General features: G+C 53.4%; 17 protein-coding genes. 5 read left to right on the top strand and 12 right to left on the bottom strand.

Annotated elements, in window-relative coordinates:
- Positions 1-3 precede the first annotated feature (3 nt).
- The 10 genes from EOE65_RS14170 to EOE65_RS14125 all read right to left on the bottom strand — a co-directional run bounded on the left by EOE65_RS14170 (position 4) and on the right by EOE65_RS14125 (position 13,372).
- Positions 4-3,339 carry an EAL domain-containing protein gene (locus EOE65_RS14170; RefSeq protein WP_127694981.1) on the bottom strand — a complete coding sequence of 1,112 codons (3,336 nt, stop codon included), beginning with the start codon at positions 3,337-3,339 and terminating at the stop codon, positions 4-6.
- Between the two features lie 235 nt (positions 3,340-3,574).
- Complete coding sequence (locus EOE65_RS14165; protein WP_127694980.1) at positions 3,575-5,224, bottom strand: BatD family protein; 1,650 nt, start codon at positions 5,222-5,224, stop codon at positions 3,575-3,577.
- A complete protein-coding gene (locus EOE65_RS14160) occupies positions 5,218-7,089 on the bottom strand; it encodes a VWA domain-containing protein (RefSeq protein WP_164847119.1) in 1,872 nt (623 codons plus the stop codon). The genes EOE65_RS14165 and EOE65_RS14160 overlap by 7 nt, the downstream gene beginning before the upstream one ends.
- Positions 7,089-8,078, bottom strand: coding sequence for a vWA domain-containing protein (locus tag EOE65_RS14155; RefSeq protein WP_127694978.1), 990 nt, complete (start codon positions 8,076-8,078; stop codon positions 7,089-7,091). Before EOE65_RS14155 ends, EOE65_RS14160 begins: the two co-directional genes overlap by 1 nt.
- Positions 8,071-8,607 carry a DUF4381 domain-containing protein gene (locus EOE65_RS14150; protein WP_127694977.1) on the bottom strand — a complete coding sequence of 179 codons (537 nt, stop codon included), beginning with the start codon at positions 8,605-8,607 and terminating at the stop codon, positions 8,071-8,073. The genes EOE65_RS14155 and EOE65_RS14150 overlap by 8 nt, the downstream gene beginning before the upstream one ends.
- Positions 8,594-9,523, bottom strand: coding sequence for a DUF58 domain-containing protein (locus tag EOE65_RS14145; protein ID WP_127694976.1), 930 nt, complete (start codon positions 9,521-9,523; stop codon positions 8,594-8,596). Before EOE65_RS14145 ends, EOE65_RS14150 begins: the two co-directional genes overlap by 14 nt.
- Before the next feature lie 11 nt (positions 9,524-9,534).
- Positions 9,535-10,521, bottom strand: a complete 987-nt coding sequence (locus tag EOE65_RS14140; protein ID WP_127694975.1) for an AAA family ATPase — start codon at positions 10,519-10,521, stop codon at positions 9,535-9,537.
- A gap of 181 nt (positions 10,522-10,702) precedes the next feature.
- Positions 10,703-11,686, bottom strand: a complete 984-nt coding sequence (gene acuI, locus EOE65_RS14135; RefSeq protein WP_127694974.1) for an acrylyl-CoA reductase (NADPH) — start codon at positions 11,684-11,686, stop codon at positions 10,703-10,705.
- Between the two features lie 53 nt (positions 11,687-11,739).
- A complete protein-coding gene (gene acuR, locus EOE65_RS14130) occupies positions 11,740-12,375 on the bottom strand; it encodes an acrylate utilization transcriptional regulator AcuR (RefSeq protein WP_127694973.1) in 636 nt (211 codons plus the stop codon).
- 49 nt (positions 12,376-12,424) lie between these two features.
- The gene (locus EOE65_RS14125) at positions 12,425-13,372 is read right to left on the bottom strand and encodes a LysR family transcriptional regulator (protein WP_127694972.1); all 948 of its coding nucleotides are present in this window, start codon (positions 13,370-13,372) and stop codon (positions 12,425-12,427) included.
- Positions 13,373-13,510: 138 nt separating this feature from the next.
- Here EOE65_RS14125 and EOE65_RS14120 point away from each other — a divergent pair, with 138 nt between their 5' ends.
- The 3 genes from EOE65_RS14120 to EOE65_RS14110 are packed head-to-tail and all read left to right on the top strand — an operon-like array spanning position 13,511 to position 17,501.
- Positions 13,511-14,926 (top strand): acetyl-CoA carboxylase biotin carboxylase subunit, encoded by a 1,416-nt coding sequence (locus EOE65_RS14120; protein WP_127694971.1) that lies wholly within the window; start codon positions 13,511-13,513, stop codon positions 14,924-14,926.
- Positions 14,927-14,978: 52 nt separating this feature from the next.
- A complete protein-coding gene (gene oadA, locus EOE65_RS14115) occupies positions 14,979-16,784 on the top strand; it encodes a sodium-extruding oxaloacetate decarboxylase subunit alpha (protein WP_127694970.1) in 1,806 nt (601 codons plus the stop codon).
- A 60-nt stretch (positions 16,785-16,844) separates the two neighbouring features.
- Complete coding sequence (locus EOE65_RS14110) at positions 16,845-17,501, top strand: carbonic anhydrase (RefSeq protein ID WP_127694969.1); 657 nt, start codon at positions 16,845-16,847, stop codon at positions 17,499-17,501.
- Between the two features lie 46 nt (positions 17,502-17,547).
- Here the strand turns inward: EOE65_RS14110 and EOE65_RS14105 are convergent, their stop codons facing one another.
- Positions 17,548-17,787: a DUF2061 domain-containing protein gene (locus EOE65_RS14105; RefSeq protein ID WP_127694968.1), complete on the bottom strand. Its 240-nt coding sequence runs from the start codon at positions 17,785-17,787 to the stop codon at positions 17,548-17,550.
- A 152-nt stretch (positions 17,788-17,939) separates the two neighbouring features.
- On the opposite strand from EOE65_RS14105, the gene EOE65_RS14100 reads away from it, so the two are divergent.
- Positions 17,940-18,791 carry a helix-turn-helix domain-containing protein gene (locus EOE65_RS14100; protein WP_127694967.1) on the top strand — a complete coding sequence of 284 codons (852 nt, stop codon included), beginning with the start codon at positions 17,940-17,942 and terminating at the stop codon, positions 18,789-18,791.
- Positions 18,792-18,965: 174 nt separating this feature from the next.
- Positions 18,966-19,184: a hypothetical protein gene (locus EOE65_RS14095; protein WP_206052694.1), complete on the top strand. Its 219-nt coding sequence runs from the start codon at positions 18,966-18,968 to the stop codon at positions 19,182-19,184.
- Between the two features lie 62 nt (positions 19,185-19,246).
- Here EOE65_RS14095 and EOE65_RS14090 read toward each other — a convergent pair whose 3' ends face one another.
- Positions 19,247-20,692, bottom strand: a complete 1,446-nt coding sequence (locus EOE65_RS14090; protein WP_127694966.1) for an MvaI/BcnI family restriction endonuclease — start codon at positions 20,690-20,692, stop codon at positions 19,247-19,249.
- Positions 20,693-20,805: the final 113 nt, after the last annotated feature.

The following is a 20,805-nucleotide window of genomic DNA, read 5'->3' as shown; positions in this document are numbered from 1 at the left end:
CTCTTATCCAGCATCAGCAGCGTCCGGTGCCGCAGCTAAGTATTCGTGACTATCTGGCAGTCGGTCTGTGTTCTGACGTGTCCTTGTCGACTCTGCCAGCGCCAACCGTGTGAGAGCATCTCTAGGTATGGGCTTGCTGAATACAAAACCCTGTATTGCATCGCATCCCATCGCTTTCAGCCTAGCCCATTGCGCCTCAGTTTCCACCCCTTCTGCTAATACACTTAATCCTAATCCATGCGCCATAGAGATGGCGGCGCTGACCAGCTCTTGATCTGCAGAGTCGAGCATTAAGTCACGGATGAAGGAGCGATCTATCTTGACAAGGTCGAAGGGGTAGCGCCGCAGATAGCTAAGCGATGAATAACCGGTACCAAAATCATCCATAGCGATTGAGACACCAGCATCACTCAGTTGGGTAAGGGCATCCGAAACACCGGGGTGGCCGCTGAGCAGCAAGCCCTCGGTAATTTCCAGCTCCAGCACCGATGCCGCCAGCTCAAAGCGGTTAAGTTCATCCAGAATGAACTGGGTAAGGTTTTCATCACGAAACTGGCGCGGCGATAGATTCACCGCAACGCGCAAGTCTAATCCCTGCTGCTGCCAAGCCTGTGCCGCACTGAGCGCTTCGGTAATGACAAACTTACCAATCGGCACAATCTGCCCCGACTCCTCAGCGATGGGAATGAAAAGATCAGGGCCTACCGCCCCTAAAACGGGGTTGGTCCAACGCAATAACGCCTCAACGCCTGACATTTTGCCACTGACTAAACAAACCTGCGGTTGAAAGTGCAGCTCGAACTCATTGCGCGACAGAGCGCCCAGCATCTGCTCCTCTAGCAACAAACGCTGATACACCTCTTTACCCATATTGTGATTGAAGAAAGTATAGGTGTTACGCCCTTGGCGTTTTGAGTGGTACATAGCCGAATCAGCGTTACGTAGCAGCTCCGAACAGCTCTGCCCATCGTTCGGATAGGTTGCTACACCAATACTGGCCGTTAGGGTGATTTCACGCTGCCCCAGGTTAAAAGGGGTTTGAAATGCTGCGAGTAACTGAGCGAGTAGCGGCTCGATAGCATCAGTCTCACCGCTGTTTGCCAGCAGTGCGATAAACTCGTCTCCGCCCAGACGACCTACAGCCTGCGTCTCGCCCACAGCGTTACGTAAGCGCTGTGCAGCTTTCATCAGGAGTTTATCGCCGAACTCATGGCCCAACGTATCGTTAACTTTTTTAAAGTCGTCTAAGTCCAGAAATAGTACCGCCAAACTCTGCCCTTTGCGCTCAGCATCCTTGCGCATACTGCGTAAACGCTCAAGCATATTCAGCCGATTGGGGAGCCCGGTTAGTTGATCAAAGCGCGCTTGATGGAGAATACGATCCTCATACTCTTTACGCAGGGTAATATCCTCGTTAAGAATCAAGTAGTGGCTGGCTGTGCCTGAGGTATCAACAACAGGCGCCACTTTGACGGCCTCCCAAACAATATCGCCCGCTTTGTTGATGTTCTCTATCTCTCCTTCCCAGTGTTGATTTTCGCGCAGACTAACGAGCACTTCTTTCAAAGAGACGTCACTGCGGGACTGGCTATATAGCTCCAGTGCATTGCTGCCAATCAGTGCATCTGCACGATAGCCACTCTGTCGTTCAAATGTGCCGTTAACATATTCGATCGCCCCCAAAGGGTCCGTTACCATGACGGAAACAGGGCTTTGTTCGACGGCTTGATACAAGGTGCGCAGACGCGCTTCGCGCCGGTTATGCTCTGTTAAATCAACCAGTGTGATCGCTACACTGCGCGCAGCCTCACGATCTTTGGCCACAGGAAAGCTCACCATCACCGATGCGTAGTCACCACGAAGAGTACGGATCTGATGTTCAGCACGATAAAGTGGCTGCTGCTCCCAAATCGCAACAAACTGCTCTGCGAAAAGCTGCGCCGTATCCTTGTCATAGAGCTCTGCGATACGCGCTAGCAACTCTTCCTGTGAACCCGCGCCTAATAGCCGTAGCGTCGCAGGATTAACATCGACCATCCGCAAACGCTCAACCAAAAGCCAGATGCGTGCTTCATCCTCAGCAAAATAATCTCGCAGATCTACCACTTGCTGGGCACGTAGCTCACTAAATGCGTCGTAAATAGCGGAAAAATCTTGGTTCCAGATAGCCACTTCACTGCTTTCAAACACGCCTTGGTAGCGTCGTTCGCTATCATGGAACTGTGCCGTACGCATCGAAACCTGCCGCTTTAACGCAGCGGACCAGATGTAAAACACGATCACTAGTATGATGAGTGCACTCATCCCTATCACAAACAGCATAAATAGGTGGCGCGAGCGCGCTTCTTGAATAGCAGGCAGGTCAAAGACAAAGGCACGTTGCTTAAACTCGCCCTCAATCAAGCCTAACCGCTTAAGCTGCGCATGCATCTGCCGCCAACGCTGCGGGTTAAGCTGACCAAGGGGAACATGCTTAAAAAGGGTTAGATCCTGCAAGGCTTCACTTTGGAAGCGGTTGAAAGCGGCAAAGTTGCCCTCTAAAGGGGCGGTTCGTGGCAGCCGTTCCGCAATCAGTCGGCTTATCTCGTCTGGGTGGCTGAGTGCATATTGCCACCCTTTTAAAGAGGCACGCTTGAAGCGCTCTACCAGCTTAGGGTCTTTTGAGACTAAGTCACGGCTGACAAACAGGCTGTCGCCATAGAAATCAATACCATAGGTCGCAGGATACAGCGCTCTCACCTTTACGCCAGCAAACATCGCCTCAAAAGGTACTGATATACGATACCCGGGCACGACATCCACATCCCCGTTAATCAAGTGGTTGAGGCTTGAACCATGCGGATAGCTTTTTAGTGCACTAGGCTTATAACCCTCAGCTCTGAGCATCGCTTGTAGCTCAACATCGATCAGATCATTCTCGCGCCGCGCCACACGCAGTTCCATCAGGTCTGCAAGACGGGTCATCGGGGTCGGCTCTAGCGCATACATTGCCGCTGCGCTTGTTTGTAAAATAGGCGCAACCACCATCAGGCCTGCGCCTTTATCGTTTGCTATCAGAATATCCGCAGCACCGATACCAAAGTCAGCGTTTCCCGCAGCCACTTCCTGTGTTGCGCTTTTGATGCCTTTATCACTCACAGCAGAGCGAATCTCAACATCGATACCCTCTTCAAGGTAGTAACCTTTCCATTGCGCAACATAGTAGCCGGCAAACTGAAATTGATGATCCCAACGCAACTGCAAGGTGACGCGATCCAATGCGCTAGTCAGCATCGAGAAAAACAGTAAAAGCCCGCCCAACGCAATAGCGGTAAAGCGGGAAGAGATAACAAAAAACATAAAGGTAACAAGCTCCCCTACCTGCTTGAACAGCCGCCTGCTATATCGATCTCACACGCAGGGCAAACCAAATTCAAACAGATGTTTCGACATCGAGCATCCAAATACACAAAAGGCCGGATAACCCGGCCATTGTGATAGACAGTAACAGCACTTTACCTATCCGCCTCTTCAACATAGCTGCAAATAGCGCAAGTGGTAGCAAAATCAGACCAAATATTAATAGATCTAATCCTTATACTTGATGGGGATATAGCGGCCGGAGTTGACCTTTATCAAGGGAGGGGGAAGGTTTTTTTTCAAACGTGACGCTTCGGAAAATCAGTCCCAAGTCAGCACCTTGCCAAGGGGTTTTCGTTGGCGCGGCATAAAGCGCCTGATCAAGTTCAATGAGTGGCTCACGCGCCGCGGGCACCGCGTCGATAATCTGCGTTAGCGTTTGATAGTTTGGATCGACGGCACCGGCCCATTGCAATAGCGCCGCACGCGCCGCAGATGCATCGTTAGCAAGACACGCTTGCTGAAAACGCTGCTGCAATGTGGCGATATCAACACTGGGGCGAGCCGGCGGTATGGATGGTTTAGGCCGCTGGCGCCGGGGCACGTACCAGCCCAGTAATCCGCCCACTAGCAACCCTGCGATACCCCACAACCAAGGTGCGATACCGCTATCACTATCAACAGCCACAACGGGAGCGGCAGGCTCTGCGGGCGGGGCTATACGGGGTTGCGGCTCAGGCAATACCTGCGGCGTGCTCGGCGTGACGCCCGCAGCAACGGTGAGTGTTCGGGCTGCCAGTTCCGCGCTTTGCTGCTGGTTATCAACGATGGACCACCAAGGCAGCCGCACCGCAGGCAGTGTTACTTTACCGGCACGCTCTGGAATCAACGTTACCGCTTGGGTCAGCGTTGTGATCAAGGTATCACCGTTAAACTGCTCATCAATCTCCGGGGCCGCGGCATACTGCTTGATCCCCTCACCTTCGGGCAAGGTTAACGGCGGTAACTGTTCTTTACCTATACCTTCCACCCGCAATGTTATGGTGCGAGTTACCGGCTCACCGGCACGTAATGCCTCGCTGCTCCACTGCTCGGTCATCGTGACCTGCTCAGCGGGCAGCCAGCTCGGCCCCTTAAATGCAGCAGGCACCGCTCCTACCGTTAATGTCAGTTGGTCCCCTACCGCCGAGATGCGCTTCACACGCCGATTTTGCGCTGGCACCTGTGCCATCAACCGTGGTGGTTTTATAACCAATGTGCCACTTTTTTGCGGTGTAATGGCCCAAATTTGCTCTACAACAGTCACATTTCGCCCTTTTAGCTGCTGTTGGTACTGTTGCTGCTCACCGAGCGGTTCCATCAAGGCATCGCCTGAAATGATCGCGGGCGGCTCTAATGAAGCGTTATACAGCTGCTGGCCGATAAACAGCGTCATACGATAGATCACCGGTTGCTGCACCTTCGGCGATAGGCTAGATGCTGTCACTAACAGTTCAACACCGCCCTGCTCCAATGTGAGTTGCTGAGCCGGCAACACCTTCAACGCTAAGCTTTGGGTGGTCTCGCCAGCCAACGTTAATGGTGGAATAACCAGATCACCGGAATGTTTGGGCTGAAGACCCAACATAAGTTGCTCGCTACGGGTCAGTGAACCGTTTACAAGCGATGTGCTGCTCATCCGGCTTTGCGATACCACCGTAAAATCTTTCTCCAATGGACTCAGGTCAAGCTGATCAAGCTCGCCCTCGGTGCTGGTGATCTGTAAACGGACCACATCGCCCTCTTCGATAGCGCCGCGCTCTAATAACGCATCCAGCTGCGCACTCGCCGGTACTCCTGCTAGTAGCAGGCTGAACATCACCCATGCTTGGAACGCTTTTACCATGGTTTACTCTCCTGCTCCGCTGCCGCATCACGCTGATATTGGTAGCGGAATTTTCGCCGCCAAAGTCCGGCGGGATCATCCTCGATACGATTTAACAACTGCTGGCGGGCCTGCTCAGCTTCGCTTGGTGGTGCTGTGGCTGCCGTGCTTTCAACCGCCGTCGCGTCTTCCCCCTGTGCTTGGCGCTCATCTAGCGCCTGCTTAAAGGCCTCTTGTAGCTGTTGTTGATCCTTACCTTCCTGCGCTTGATCACCCGCTGATGCTTGCGGCTCTCCAGTACCTGCAGGAGTCGAGCTATCTTGCCCACCTTGCTGCTCATTCGATTGGCTTTGCCCTGCGGCATCGTTGGCATCTGATTCCGTTTGGTTGCTCTCGCCTGCTGGCGACTCATCACCTTGAGTTTCGCCGTTTTGATCGTCGCTGTCTTGCGCGTCGCTGTTTTCGGAGCTATCGCTTTGCGCTTGATCGCCCTGCTCTTGATTAGATTGCGAGCCATTTTCAGCACGGGTTTGCTCCTCAAGTAACTGCTTGACCTGCGCACGATTATGTTTGGCATCCGCCATCTCGGGAGCGATCTCTAGCGCTTGGTCATAAGCCGACAACGCCTCCTCAAGTGCGCCACTTTGCGCCAAAAGATTACCGCGGTTGTACCAATCGTCCGCGCTCTCTGGGTGAGGCAGCGCCTCCAACGCAGCAGCCAAATCACCGTTACGTGCCTCAGCAATTTGCTTCCAATGGGGGTCAGTAAATAGCGCGGCGGCGCGCGCGGCATCCCCCTCACTCAGTGCTGCAGCACCGCGTTGATCGGCCGTTTGCCACCATGAAGTCTCATTGGCATGCACTGAATGGCTAGAGGTTAAAGCCCCCACAAAGATCGCTGGAAGCAGCAGGCTCAGCGCGCCACGGCGAAACAACGGTAGCAAGAACGGCAACGCGAGCAGCACCAACCAAGGGCCTTCGGCCACCCACTCATCGACTACTTGAGACGGCGCAGCAACCACATCACCCCCACGCAAAAAACCGCTCATCAGGTAATCAAGGTCCGCATCACTTGGGCCGATCAGCACAGCGCGCCCGCCACCCAATGAGGCCACCTCTTGCAGGTCACTCATCACGAGCTTCGCCACAACCGCGGTGCCGTTATGCATCAATACGCCCGATGCGGTCGGGATATTTGCGCCTTGCGCTGTACCAACGCCCAACAGAGATACCTGATGTCCGGCCTGTTTTAAGCGCACACTCTCTGCCGCCACCTGTGCCGGATGAATTTCATCAGTCACCAACAGGATATTGGCCGCTTGAATACCAGCTTGTTGCAATAGGCTTTCAGCCAACTGCAGCGCTCTGTCCGCACGGCTCCCTTGGCGCGGCATAATATCCGGCGACATAGCGGCAAGCTGTGCATCAATGGTGGCAGCATCTTGCGTTAGCGGTGTCACCACAAACGCATCAGCCGCATAAACCAGTAGCGCCACCTGCCCATCCCGCTGCTTCGCCAGCAAGTCGCGGATTTTAAAGCGCGCTCGCTCAAGGCGGCTGGGCTTGAGATCTTGTGCCGCCATCGATGCCGATAGATCGAGCGCAATGACTAACGCATCCTCTTGCTGGTACGCCGGTTGCGGCTGTTGCTGCCAAACCGGCTGAGCCAGCGCAACACCGAGCAGTACACTGACAATCGACAGCAGCACAAAACGCCCCCATTGGCGCGAGCGCTGTTCAACCACCAACAAAGGCAGTAGTTCAGGATCACAGACCATTGACCAGTGTTTAGCGCTACGCGATTGAGCACAGACGATATAGCTAAGCCCCACGAGCAGCGGAATAATCAGTAGCCACAACGGCTGCAACAGATGAAACTGGGCCACTAAATGCCTCCTCGCTGTCGCTGCCAAACCAGTAAGATCGCTAAGAGCAGCACACCGAAACCGAGCGGCCATTGGTAAAGGCTGCTAACGGGGCGGAAGAAATCCGCATCTTGCTCAACCGGCTCTAGTTCATCCAATAGCGCATAAATTTCCACCAACTGATCTAAATCTTGAGCACGGAAATAACGCCCTCCCGTTTGTTGGGCGATCTGCGTTAGCAGCGCTTCATCGATACTGCTGCCACCGCCGACCGATAGCCCCATAAAGCTGATGCCGCCGCTGTCACGGCCAATACCCACGGTGTAGATGGTTAGCCCTTCGGCTTGCGCCAGCTCGATGGCAGCCTCCGGTGCCAAAGCACCTGCCGTATTCTCTCCATCGGTCATCAGCACCAATATGCGCTGGCTACTTTGCAGGGTTTTAAAGCGCTTTACCGCAAGACCTATCACATCGCCAATCGCAGTCGCCCGCCCCGCAAGCCCCACCTGCGCCTCATCCAGTAGTTGGCGCACCGTGGCACGATCACGAGTGAGCGGCGCTTGGAGATAAGCCTGATCTGCAAACAGCAATAGCCCGACTCGATCACCCTCGCGGCGCTCAATAAAGTCACCCGCCACCACTTTGGTCGCGGTGAGCCGGTCTACCCGCTGCCGGTCGATCACAAAATCGCTCTCTAACATACTTTCAGATAAATCAACGGCCAGCATGATGTCGCGACCGCTCAACGGTTGTGGAATCGGCTCTCCCAGCCATTGCGGCTTGGCCACGGCCGTCACTAAACACGCCCACACCAGCCCACCAAGCAACAGCGGCCCGCGCTCGCTTAAAGTGCGGCTACTGGCAGATTGCGCCGCAACCGCAGCCAGATTATCGATAAACGGCACCTGTAAACCTGCTTGCTGCTCAACCTTTGCCGCTGGGGCAAAACGGCGTACTAACCAAGGTAGTGGCAGCAGCGCAAACGCCCAAAGCCAGGCAAATTCAAACATCTTTACCTCCGATATTGGCATGGCTGATATGTGCCGAGTTCAGCTGGGCTTGCGCTAGCCACTGGGTCACAGCGGGAATAAAGTTGTCGTCTAATGGTGCATCCGCGGCGCGATAGGGCCCGCTCACCAACACCTCAAGAGGTTTCGTTGCGAAAGCGCCGTTGGCGCGCTGCTCAAGGTAGCGGTACCAAGCGGTACCTGATAACCGAGCCACATGGTCGCCCTCGTAGGCTAGCGCCACGCGTTTGAGTAGTTGATTGGCTTGTACCACAAGCCATTGGGCGTTCTGCTCTGCTGCATCTTGCTGCGCGTACTGCTCGCATATCTGCTGCCATTGCGTCAGGGCCAGTTGTCGCGGTGCGGGCGCTGCAGATGAGCGATCACGCCTTAACCACATCATCCATAACACAGCTGCAACCAACAGGGCCGCCAGTAACACCCACCAGCCGGGCGCCAATGGCCACCAGCCGACGGGTTCGGGCAGATGTAGCGGTTTGAGATTGAGCTTGGAAAGATCAGGCGTGTTCATGATCACCCCCTGCACACTCAAACAGCGGGTGCGCAGCGCTGCGCCAATGGGCGAACTCAACACCACGTAGCTGATGTAACTGCTCTAACACGGCGATACGCTGCGCAAACTGCTGTTGATACTGATCTTGCTGGGTAGCGCCTGCGGCGATGGAGACCTCTTTATCACGGCCAATAAAGCGATAGCGCCGCCCCTTGGGCAACTGCTCCTCTAAAGGATCAGAGATCAGCACCAGTTTCAGCTCACAGCGTTTGGCTAAGCGCATGAGGTGCTGCTGGGCAGCCGCATCTACATCGTGGAAATCACTGAATAGGTAAACCAGAGTGCCGCTACTGAGGTAGCGCTCCGCTTTACTCAATGCAGCCGCTAACGAGATAGGCTGCACACGTTCGCTATTTGGCTGATAGTGGCGTTCGGCGAGCTCTGCCATCAATCCCATCACCCGCTGGCGGGCGTTGGTTGGCTTGAACAGCAGATCGTCATCAGCTCCCAACAGATGCGCACCCACACGATCACCTTGGGCAAGGGTATTCCACACCACCATGCTGGCGGCGTAGCTGGCGAGTACCGCTTTAAAGTGCCCTCGGGTTGCGAACTGCATGGTGGGGCGCAGGTCTGTTATGACAAACACAGGCCGCTCTCGCTCTTCACGGAACAGCTTGGTGTAGGCTTCGCCGGTACGCGCCATCAAATGCCAATCGAGATGGCGAATATCGTCACCCGGCTGGTACTGGCGCACATCGTCATACTCCATACCGCGGCCACGAATATGGCTCAAGTGATGGCCATCACGAATCGCCATCCGCTCGCGCCGGCCACCCCGTGCGGGCGGCCAGTGGCGCAAGCTGAGCAACTCTTCCAGCGAGATTTGGTGGCGCTGCTTGGGGGTCGGCCGTGTGGTTGATTCAGCTAACATCGTCAACCTCCTTAAGGCACCGGCACGCGCTCCAGCAGCGTTTGGATAAAGCGGTCTTTGTCCATACCGTTGGCCTCCGCCATATAGCTCAGGCCGATGCGGTGGCGCAGAATACTGGGTGCGATGGCTTGGATATCATCAGGGGTGACAAAATCACGCCCCTGTAACCACGCTTTAGCACGCACAGCGCGGTCGAGCGCAATGGTCGCCCGTGGGCTGGCGCCAAAGGTCAGGGTGTCACGCAGCTCTTGACCATAAGCCTCAGGCTGGCGCGTTGCCATAATCAGCGCCACAATATAATCCTCGAGCGGCTCCGCCAGATGGGTTTGCATCACCTCTTGGCGGGCAGCAAATAGCTGTGCTTCGGTCACTGCCGTCTGCGTAGCCGGTGTTTCCCCCGCCAGTGCTTGGGTGTGCTCTCCACGCACCAGCTGCAAAATCGCTTTCTCCTGCTCAAACTGCGGATAATCCACCCGAATATGCAGCATAAAGCGGTCGAGCTGAGCCTCAGGTAATGGATAGGTACCCTCTTGCTCAAGGGGGTTTTGCGTCGCCAACACCATAAAGAAACGCGGTAAAGGATAGGTGGTGCCGGCCACTGTGATCTGGCGCTCCGCCATCGCTTCCAGCAGTGCAGATTGCACCTTCGCTGGCGCACGGTTGATCTCGTCGGCAAGGATGATATTGCCAAACAGCGGCCCTTGGCGAAACTCAAACACGCCTTGTTGGGTGTTAAAGATCTCGGTTCCCGTCAGGTCACTCGGTAATAGGTCAGGTGTGAACTGGGCCCGGTGATATACCCCTTCAAGCAGTGTGCTTAGTGCTTGGATGGTACGGGTTTTTGCAAGCCCCGGTGGGCCCTCAAGTAAGACATGCCCATCGGTTAACAGCGCGATGAGTAGATCTTCTACTAAGGCACTTTGGCCAACAACAGAAGCCTCAAGCTGCGCTTTGAGCGCACTAAATCGTTGCTGGTTATCACTCGCTGCTGTGCTCATGCACTCTCCCTCTCGCCAAAAACATCAAGACCGGCTGAGTCTGCGGTCACTACACCGCTTATCCGACTAGCGAACCGGCGTTCTGGTTCCTTTCATGTTATGCAGAGGATAGATAGGGGCGAGGAGGAATTTTTCAACTCATGTGCGCCCCGAGTAACGGGGCGCGGCAGGTAAGCTATCGTTAGCGGTTTACATCAACCACAAGACGGCCTTTTACTTCGCCTTTAAGGAAGGCTTCGCCATAGGGCACCACCTCACTCAGGCCGATCTCTTCACAGATCGACTCGAGCTTGTCAGCATCTAGTTCGTTAGCCAGCAGTTGCCACGCCTGTAGGCGCTCAGCTTTCGGGCACATAACGCTGTCCACACCAGCCAGCGTCACGCCGCGCAGAATAAAGGGAGCCACCGTTGCAGGTAGCTCCATACCACCGGCCAAACCGCAGGCTGCCACTGCGCCGCCATATTTGGTGGTAGCACAAACGTTGGCAAGCGTGTGACCACCCACTACATCCACTGCACCGGCCCAGCGCTCTTTGCCGAGCGGCTTGCCAGGCTCAGAAAATAGTTCGCGACCAACCACCTCTTTGGCACCAAGCGATAGCAAGTAATCGGTGTTTTCGGGGCGGCCCGATACCGCAACCACGTCATAACCACGTTGCGCCAACAGAGCGATAGCAACACTGCCCACACCGCCCGCAGCGCCCGTTACTAGCACTTCACCTTTCTCTGGTGTTACGCCGAGTGATGCAAGTTTCATAACACACAGCATTGCCGTGTAGCCTGCCGTCCCGATCGCCATCGCTTGGCGGGAGCTAAACGCCTCTGGTAACGGCACCAGCCAATCACCACTGACACGCGCATACTGCGCCAAGCCGCCCCAGTGCTTTTCGCCCACACCCCAGCCGTTTAGAACAACCCAGTCACCAGCTTGGTAATCGGGGTGGGAAGATTCTGTCACTTCACCCGCAAAGTCGATCCCTGGCACCATTGGGAAATGACGTACCACCGGGCTTTTTCCGGTAATTGCCAGTCCATCTTTGTAGTTCAGCGTCGAGTGGCTGATCCGCACGGTGACGTCGCCCTCAGGTAGCTGTTCTTGCGTTACATCTGCATATTCTGCGCGGTAACCCGCATCATCTTTTTCGATCTTAACTGCCTTGAACATAACATCGCCTCCCATTTATAGACCGGTCGTCTTTAAATTGATAAATAAAAAGCTTACCGGGGTAAGCTACGTAAAAAATAGTCATGATAGAGCTGTAACGGCGCACCGCTTTGCTCTAGCTTGGCACGTAAGACTGCGCCCTCCCAACCGACCCAAAAGAGGTGGGCAAATTGGTCGCAGTCGGTATCTGCTGCAAGCGCTTGCTCGGCCACCGCAGCACGCAAACAGTCAGCAAGTGCGGCTTGCCACTGCTCAAATACATCGATTAAGCGGCTCCGAAAGCTCTCTGGTAACGCTCCCATCTCTTGCCCTAGGTTGCCGATCAAGCAGCCGCGCTTGAAATCATGCCGAGCCATGCCGGTTTGCGCATCATTCACAAAAGCCGAAATACGCGCTAGTGGCGCTAGCTCCCTGTTATTGAGATGGCTCTCTAGCTTGCGCAAAAAGTAATGCGCATAGTGGTCGATCAACGCTAAGCCAAACGCCTCTTTGCTATCAAAGTAGTGATAAAAAGAGCCTTTTGGCACCTGCACACGCTTTAAGATGGCCTCTAAGCCCGTGGCCGCAAAGCCCCGCTCCGTCAATAGCTCCAGCCCTGCGTGCAGCAGTAGCTGGCGTGTTTCCACGTTATCTTGGTGGCGTTTGGGTGGTCGGCCACGTTTTTTGGGTGCTGGCGTGAATGAGGTCATAATTTAATTATAGACTGATCGTCTCTAAAATAACAATAGGAGCACTCATCTAGCTCGCAGCATTCGCAACAACCTGCTCAAGCTGGCGGATATTCTGCTGCACATAATCCAGAAATGCCTGCATCGCTGGCGTTGGATGCTTAGCCTGCGGGTGCACAACGCACCAGCTTCGGCGCAGCGGAAACCCCTCGAGGGGGACGATATGTAATTTGCCTAGCGCCAGCTCAGAAAGGATGCTGATCTTCGGCAGCACAGCAACACCTAGCCCTGCGATCACCGCCTGCTTAACGACATCGTTGGAACCAAGCTCCATGGTAACTTGCAGGTTTAAACGCTGCTGCTGGCAGTACTGCTCTAGTGCCAAGCGGCTACCAGAACCCGGCTCTCGAATCAGCAACTCGCTATCTAAAAAGTCCTGTGCACTAACCTGGGCCTTTTTTAACAGCGGGTGCCCAGCGGGCACCACCGGTACCAGCTCATTATTCAAAAATGGTAGTGAGGCCAAGGGTTTATCAGCCGGCACCATTCCCATAATGACCAGATCGTCGTGGTTATCATTCAAGCGCTGCAACGCCGCAGCACGGTTCACCACCGAGACACTCACGCTAATCTGCGGATGCAGATCCAGAAACGCCCGCAGCAGATAGGGCACCACATATTGCGCGGTGTTTACCGCCACCAAGCGCAGGTCCCCTGCAACCTGCCCTTTAAGTGCGGCTAGATCGGTTTGTAGGTTGCTAAGCTCAGTGAAGATAGCGTTGATACTCAGCGCCAAACGCTCACCAGCAGCGGTGCAAAATAGCCGCCGCCCCACATACTCAAATAGCGGTTGGTTCAACGCGCTCTCTAACTGGCGCATCTGGCTACTCACTGCCGGTTGCGTCAAGCCCAGTAGCTCCCCCGCTTTACTGTAACTTTGCAACTGATAGACCGCTTTAAACACCTGCAACTGGCGAAACGTCATGCGACTGGTTATTTGTTGTACAGAAAGTGGCATGGGGATAATACCTTTAGCATTTATCTATAACCAATAACTTATAGATAAACAAAGAAATATCAATTTCTGCATACCCGAGTGGCGTACTAGGATAAAAACACACTGATGGTAAGGCCGTCGTAGGACGGAGGAGACCCCATGATAAAAAAAGTACTGATTGCTAACCGCGGTGAGATCGCTGTACGCATCGTGCGCGCCTGTGCCGAAATGGGCATTCGCTCCGTTGCGATCTACACCGAGCCTGACCGCTATGCGCTCCACGTTAAACGCGCCGACGAGGCCTACTCGCTCGGCGAAGACCCTCTTAAGGGCTATCTTGATCCGAATCGTATCGTGAATCTGGCCCTAGAAACTGGCTGCGACGCGATCCATCCCGGTTATGGTTTCCTCTCTGAAAACGCAAAGTTTGCGCGCTTATGTGAAGAGCAAGGCGTGACCTTTATCGGCCCGAAAGCCTCTGTGATTAGTGGCATGGGCGATAAAACCCAAGCCCGTGACTCAATGCGTGCAGCTGGGGTACCCATCACGCCCGGCTCTGATGGCAACCTAGCGGATGTTGATGAGGCGCTAGAGCTCGCCGAGCAGATCGGTTACCCCATTATGATCAAAGCCACCTCAGGTGGTGGCGGGCGCGGTATTCGCCGTTGCGATACACCCCAAGAGCTGCAGCAGCAATACCCGCGGGTCATCTCAGAGGCTACCAAAGCCTTTGGCTCTGCCGAAGTGTTTATGGAGAAGTGCATTGTTAATCCGCGCCATATCGAGGTGCAGATTTTGGCAGACAGCCAAGGCAATGTGATCCATCTATACGAGCGCGACTGTTCGATCCAGCGCCGCAACCAAAAGCTGATCGAAATCGCCCCAAGTCCGCAACTTACGCCAGAGCAACGCCAGTATATCGGCGGTTTAGCGGTAAAAGCGGCACAGGCGGTTGATTATGAAAACGCCGGTACGGTGGAGTTTCTGCTCTCGGGCAACGAAGTCTACTTTATGGAGATGAACACACGTGTGCAGGTGGAGCACACGATCACTGAGCAGATCACCGGTGTTGATATCGTACGCGAGCAGCTGCGCATCGCCTCGGGCTTGCCACTGAGCTACCGCCAGCAAGATATCAGTTATCGCGGTTTCGCGTTGCAGTTCCGTATCAATGCGGAAGACCCCAAGAATGACTTCCTGCCCAGCTTTGGCCGAATTTCGCACTACTATGCGCCGGGTGGGCCGGGCGTGCGTGTTGATACCGCCATCTACACCGGCTACGAGATCCCCCCCTACTACGATTCGATGTGTTTGAAGCTTGTGGTATGGGCGCTGACATGGGACGAGGTTGTCGCACGGGGCAAACGCGCACTGGATGATATGCGCTTACATGGCATCAAAACGACCGCCAACTACTACCAACAGATTCTGAGCCACCCCGATTTTGAGCGGGCGGTATTTGATACCAGCTTCGTACCGAGCCACCCAGAGCTGATGGAATACTCCGAAAAACGACACCCCAGCGAGATGGCACTAGCTATTGCCGCCGCGATTGCAGCCCACACGGGCTGGTGAAGATAGGCAACCGAATTAGCCAACCGCCAGCACGGTTGCAGGAGAACAGACAATGAGCACTCAAAAGAAGATTGAAATCACCGACGTAACGCTGCGCGACGCGCACCAATCGCTGATCGCAACCCGTATGCGCACCGAAGATATGCTGCCCATTTGCGATAAGCTCGACCAAGTGGGATTTTGGTCCCTAGAGGTTTGGGGCGGCGCCACCTTCGACGCTTGCGTACGCTTTCTTAAGGAAGATCCGTGGGAGCGCCTGCGCCAACTCCGTGCCGCACTGCCCAACACCCGCCTACAGATGCTACTGCGCGGCCAAAACTTACTTGGCTACCGCCACTATGCAGACGACGTAGTGGAAGCCTTTGTGCAAAAGTCTGCCGAGAACGGCATTGATGTGTTCCGTGTCTTTGATGCGCTAAACGATGTGCGCAACCTAGAGACGGCGATGAAAGCCGTTAAGAAAGCGGGCAAACATGCGCAGGGCACGCTGTGTTACACCACCAGTCCCGTGCACACGCCAGAGCTGTTTGTACAACAAGCCAAAGCGATGCGTGATATGGGCTCGGACTCCATCGTGATCAAAGATATGGCGGGCTTATTAACGCCATACGCCACCTACGATCTGGTGAGCGCGCTGAAAGCCGAGCTCGACTTACCGATTGTCGTGCACAGCCATTCCACAGCGGGCTTGGCGCAACTGTGCCAGCTCAAAGCGATTGAAGCCGGTGCAGACCGTATCGATACTGCGATCTCCTCGTTTGCGGGCGGCACCAGCCACCCCGCTACCGAATCACAAGTGGCTGCACTGAAAGGTACCGAATACGACACGGGGCTCGATCTTGAACTGCTGTCGGAGATCGCCGATTACTTCCGCGATGTGCGCAAAAAGTACCACCAGTTCGAGAGCGAGTTCACCCGCGAAGATGTATCGGTACAGATCAACCAAGTACCGGGCGGCATGATGTCGAACTTAGCGAACCAGCTAAAAGAGCAGAACGCGCTGGACCGCATCCGTGATGTCTTTGCCGAGATCCCACGGGTACGTGAAGACCTTGGCTTTCCGCCACTGGTGACGCCAACATCGCAAATTGTGGGCACTCAAGCGGTTTATAACGTGCTTGCTGGGGAGCGCTATAAAACCATCACTAACGAGGTCAAACGCTACCTGCAAGGTGGCTATGGTGCAGCACCCGCACCGGTAAATGCCGAGGTCCAGAAGAAAGCGATTGGTAATGAGAGCGTCGATGTGGGCCGCCCAGCTGACCTGTTACAGCCAGAGCTACATAAACTGCGTCAAGATATCAGCTCGCTGGCGCAGAGCGAAGAGGACGTACTGACCTACGCCATGTTCCCAGACCTTGGCCGTGAATTCTTGCAGCAACGCGCTGACGGCACCCTCCAGCCAGAGGAGCTGCTACCCGCAGAAGCTGCTGCTGGTAGTGTGCTCGGCCATGCAACCGCCTCTGAGTTCACGATCGATGTGCACGGTGAGACCTACGAGATCGCAGTAACGGGTATCGGCGACCATGGCGCGGGTAAACGTAAGATCTACCTCTCGATGGATGGTATGCCTGAAGAGGTGGTCTTTGAGCCGCTGAATGAGTTTGTCGCCGAAGGCAGCAGCGGGCGCAAGCGCGCCACAGAGCCAGGCCATGTCACTACCGCGATGCCGGGTAATATCTTCGAGATACTGGTTAGCGTGGGGGACGAAGTGACTGCAGGCCAAGCTGTACTCGTCGCCGAAGCGATGAAGATGGAAACCGAACTACACACCAGTATTGCCGGGACCGTGAAGGCGATCCACGTTGCCAAAGGCGACCGCGTAACACCGGGTGAAGTGCTTATGGAGATCGGCTAACACGCCAACCGCGTACCTCACACGTGCGCGGTTTACATCAATAGACAGTGGGGATAGATGATGGAAAAGATAGTCAAAGGCGTACTGAATTTTCGCAAAAACGTATATCCAGAAAACAAAGATCTCTTCGGCACACTCGCAACCGGGCAAAGCCCAGAGATTCTATTTGTCACCTGCTCGGACTCGCGTATCGACCCGAACCTGCTCACCGGCACCGATCCGGGCGATCTATTTATCTGCCGTAATGCGGGGAATATCGTACCGCCGCACAGCAATCAAACTGGGGGGATGACCGCCTCGATTGAGTATGCGGTGGCGGTGTTAGGTGTGCGCCACATTATTATCTGCGGACATACGGACTGCGGCGCGATCAAGGGCGCATTGGACCTCTCTGCAGTCGAGGGCTTACCCCATGTGAAAGAGTGGCTGAGCCACTGCCGCTCCGCGATGGAGATTGTCCGCGAACGTAACGGTATTCCATGCGGGCACAGTGTTGGCCATGCGCATCTGAATGAAGCGATCGAAGAGAACGTGCTACAGCAAGTGCAACATATCCGCACCCACCCCACGGTCGCGGCTAAGTTGGCAAGCGGTAAGATCGAGATTCATGGCTGGATCTACAACATCAAGAATGGCGGCGTCCGCTGCTGCCACCATAACGACAACACCTTCCGCGAATTCGACGAGCAATACGCCGATATCATCGCCAATCTATAGCACCCCATGCGCAGCTTCAGGCTGCGCTGCCTCTTTTACTGCGAGCCTAACGAGCCGCACCGTTATCGTGCTGTGCTGATGGCAACATCTCCCGCCCCCACCGCACCTTTTGCCACACCCGCTCGTGCATAATGTAGAAAACAAAACTGGTCAGCATCGACGTACCTGCTAACGACATCGCACTCTGTAGCTCGCCAGTGTAAAGATAGCTAATGGCTGTCATGGTGAATAATCCTAGTAGCTGCCAGCTAATCGCTTTGCTAATGGTGCGCAGTTTCGTTTCCAACGTGTTTCCCTATTTACGAACGACAGTCATATCAAACAGGTTGCTATTTTAACGCCGCCAACAGGGCCGCGATAAGTCTGAACTTTGAAAACAAAAAGCCACAGTGGTGATAATATTCATCACTGGTGACTAAAATCAGAGCCTGTAAACAGATGAAGAAACAAGACCGAGCAGAACTCTTCCGCCAGCGCCTCTTGCAGCGGATTAGTGAAAGTGGCGTCAGCCGTAGCGAGCTAGCAAGGTTGTGCCAAGTTGATCGTTCGACCATTGCACAACTCCTCAATGATGATGCCGTACGCCTACCCAATGCCCACCTAGCTGCCGAATGTGCAGCAGCATTAGGCGTGAGCTGCGACTGGCTGCTGGGCCTATCGGAGCGCAGCGAAACCAGCACCGACCTGCTACTCACCGCCTGCGAAATTACCGACGCCGAAAGAACCCCATCCGATATCCAACTGCTTGAATGGCACAAAGCGGCGGCAGGCTACAAAATTCGCCATGTACCTGCGACCTTCCCCGACATCCTCAAAACCGATGACGTATTGCATTTCGAGTACGCAGCCTATCGCGATAAAACACCCGAGCAAGCCAGCAGCACCATGCAAGAAACCATCGAGTGGCTAAAATCACCCGGCTCTGACTACGAGATCTGCATCCCTTTGCACGCCGTTACCAGCTTATTTGAAGGCACAGGTTACTGGGAAGGACTGCCCAGCACAGTGCGCGAGCAGCAGGTTGAACACCTCATCAGCTACTGCCGTAACAACTACCCAGCGCTGCGCGTTTATCTATTTGATAGCAAAAAGGTCTATTCATCACCCGTGACAGTATTCGGCCACCTACTAGCGGCGGTCTACGTGGGCCGCTACTACATGGTGTTTCGCGAACGCGGCCAAGTGCAGGCCTTAACAGAGCACTTCGACCACCTTGTACGCGAAGCCGAGTTCGATGCTCGTTCTATTGCAGAACAGTTTGAACAGATTTATATGCGGGGAAAGGGGTGAGTTCACCCCTAGCTCACACAGCGGGTTTATCACTCAATATTTTGGATCTGAGCGCCGAATAGCCATAAAGCTCTTGATTTAAAAGAATTAAACTAAGAAGCCTGATTTTCCCACTTATGTCACCATCTGTGCCATTGTCTAATTTACGTTCAACGACGGCTTGTGGAGCATATAATGGAAATGCTAAAGCTTGGTTTTAATTCAGAAGATCTACCAGTAAGAATGACTAACAACACATCCCCAAATGATTTTTGTACATCTTACGACTTTAAGAAAGATGGAGAGTACTTTTTATGGGTCAAGCATCAAAATCCAGAGTGCAGGGAAGATCCAGACAGCCCTAGATATGCTATTAACTGTGCAGTGAATGAAGGGGATGAAGTATCTCCATAGATTTATGAAGATACTTCTAAAAATAACCTGTTTAAGTCTAACGATGTAGGTCAGCTAATTACTTATTTTAAGGAATAGCTAACAGGCTCAGGAAACAGCAGGTCGAGGTCCTTTTTGTTAATTTTAAATAAAGGGCCTTTCTCGGACACTCTGCCTGTTTTTCCACTACGCTTTATTAGATGGTCCATTGTAATGATACCAGCATGAATCAAAGGCATTAGTTGGCTGAGTATTGGGGCTTTTGTGTGTATCGCGGTAAGTAATTGGAAATGCTCAACGCCATTAATTTCAACACTTTCCGCTTGAATCCAGACTGTTTCACTATGTTTTTCTTTCAGCCGCTCTCGTAGCTGTTTGCCAGTCCAAACAGCTACATCTTCGCCGCTCGAATGCACTTCAATTACTTGATCATTAGATTGATCATAAATAAACCGAAGCCCTTGCGTGTTTTCCCTTGTAGTCGAGACTGTACAATAAAGCTTAAAGTCATCATCTCGTGCATAACCATATTTATCGAGGATCTCAGCACTCTTCTTACAACTGCTAAGAGTCCAATCAGGAACCTGAGCAAAGAGAGTTGTACGTGTTTGGCTGCGCCCAGATTTGATTTCGATCCCGTGATAGTCTGGAGCTTTACTAGAGTTGGCTTCGATTCCTAAGCGTGTTTCAACTGTGAAACCAACACCTGTATCCCCTTTTCTAAGGTTTTCAAGTGGGCTCTTGGCAAGCTCTTTAAGCTTCTCTAGCAGCTCGTCAAAGACCTCATTCTCTTTCTTATTGTACTGATTTATTAGTTCACAAAGCCGAGAAGTATGATCATCTAAATCTTTCTTTAGATCATGTACTGATAGGTTGATGAGGCAAGCTGAGCCATCAACTATAACAATTGCAATTTGGTCTCCAGCTGTAACAAATTCTCCTAAACCACGGAACCACATTCTAGGATCGCCTTTCTTTGTATTTGGGCGATACAGGCTCATGGTGGTTTTTTTAAAGTCATCATTATTGGCAAAGTACGCCACTTTCATGACTTTATGATCAGGCCCTTGTCCTTGAAATTCATAGTTGTGAAACCCTTCAAGCTCAAAGTGGGTTCGCACAGGCTGAGTGGCATCTAGAATGGATTTTTTTAACCCCGTTGCCGTCGGCTCGAAAATAGAAAACTCAACTCCCGCTTTCGCTAGAGCTCGGAGATTACTGAGAACTATTTCTTTCGCCTGAGTGGATATTTCCCTGTTTTCGTCTTCTTCAAGATCATCGAAGTCACTTTCATCAAACTCAACATCAGGATCGTTCACGAATTCAAGACTTAATTGAGGCACTGGAAGAGGCTTATTCGCTTGCTCACTGTCAACAATGTGAGCGCCGAATGCTCTCCAGTTTTCAAAGCCATGATCTTGACTAATTTTATCTAGAGCTTGAGTCTGCGTTATACCTCGTTCACTTTTAAGTTTTTTTGCAGCACTCTTAATGTTCTTAATATAACGGGATTCACTTTTTTTTGGCATGCTATTAGGTCCTAAGCAAATGCCAATCTGTGTATGTAGGTACTTAGGGGCACTGAGGTGCTTTGGGGAAGGCTTCCCATTCGAGCCTTAGTTAGGAGTGTGATAGGTGTACA

The sequence above is a fragment of the Neptunomonas marina genome (assembly GCF_004005935.1).
GTDB classification, from domain to species: domain Bacteria; phylum Pseudomonadota; class Gammaproteobacteria; order Pseudomonadales; family Balneatricaceae; genus Neptunomonas; species Neptunomonas marina.
This window is presented reverse-complemented; position numbering and strand designations above follow the sequence as displayed.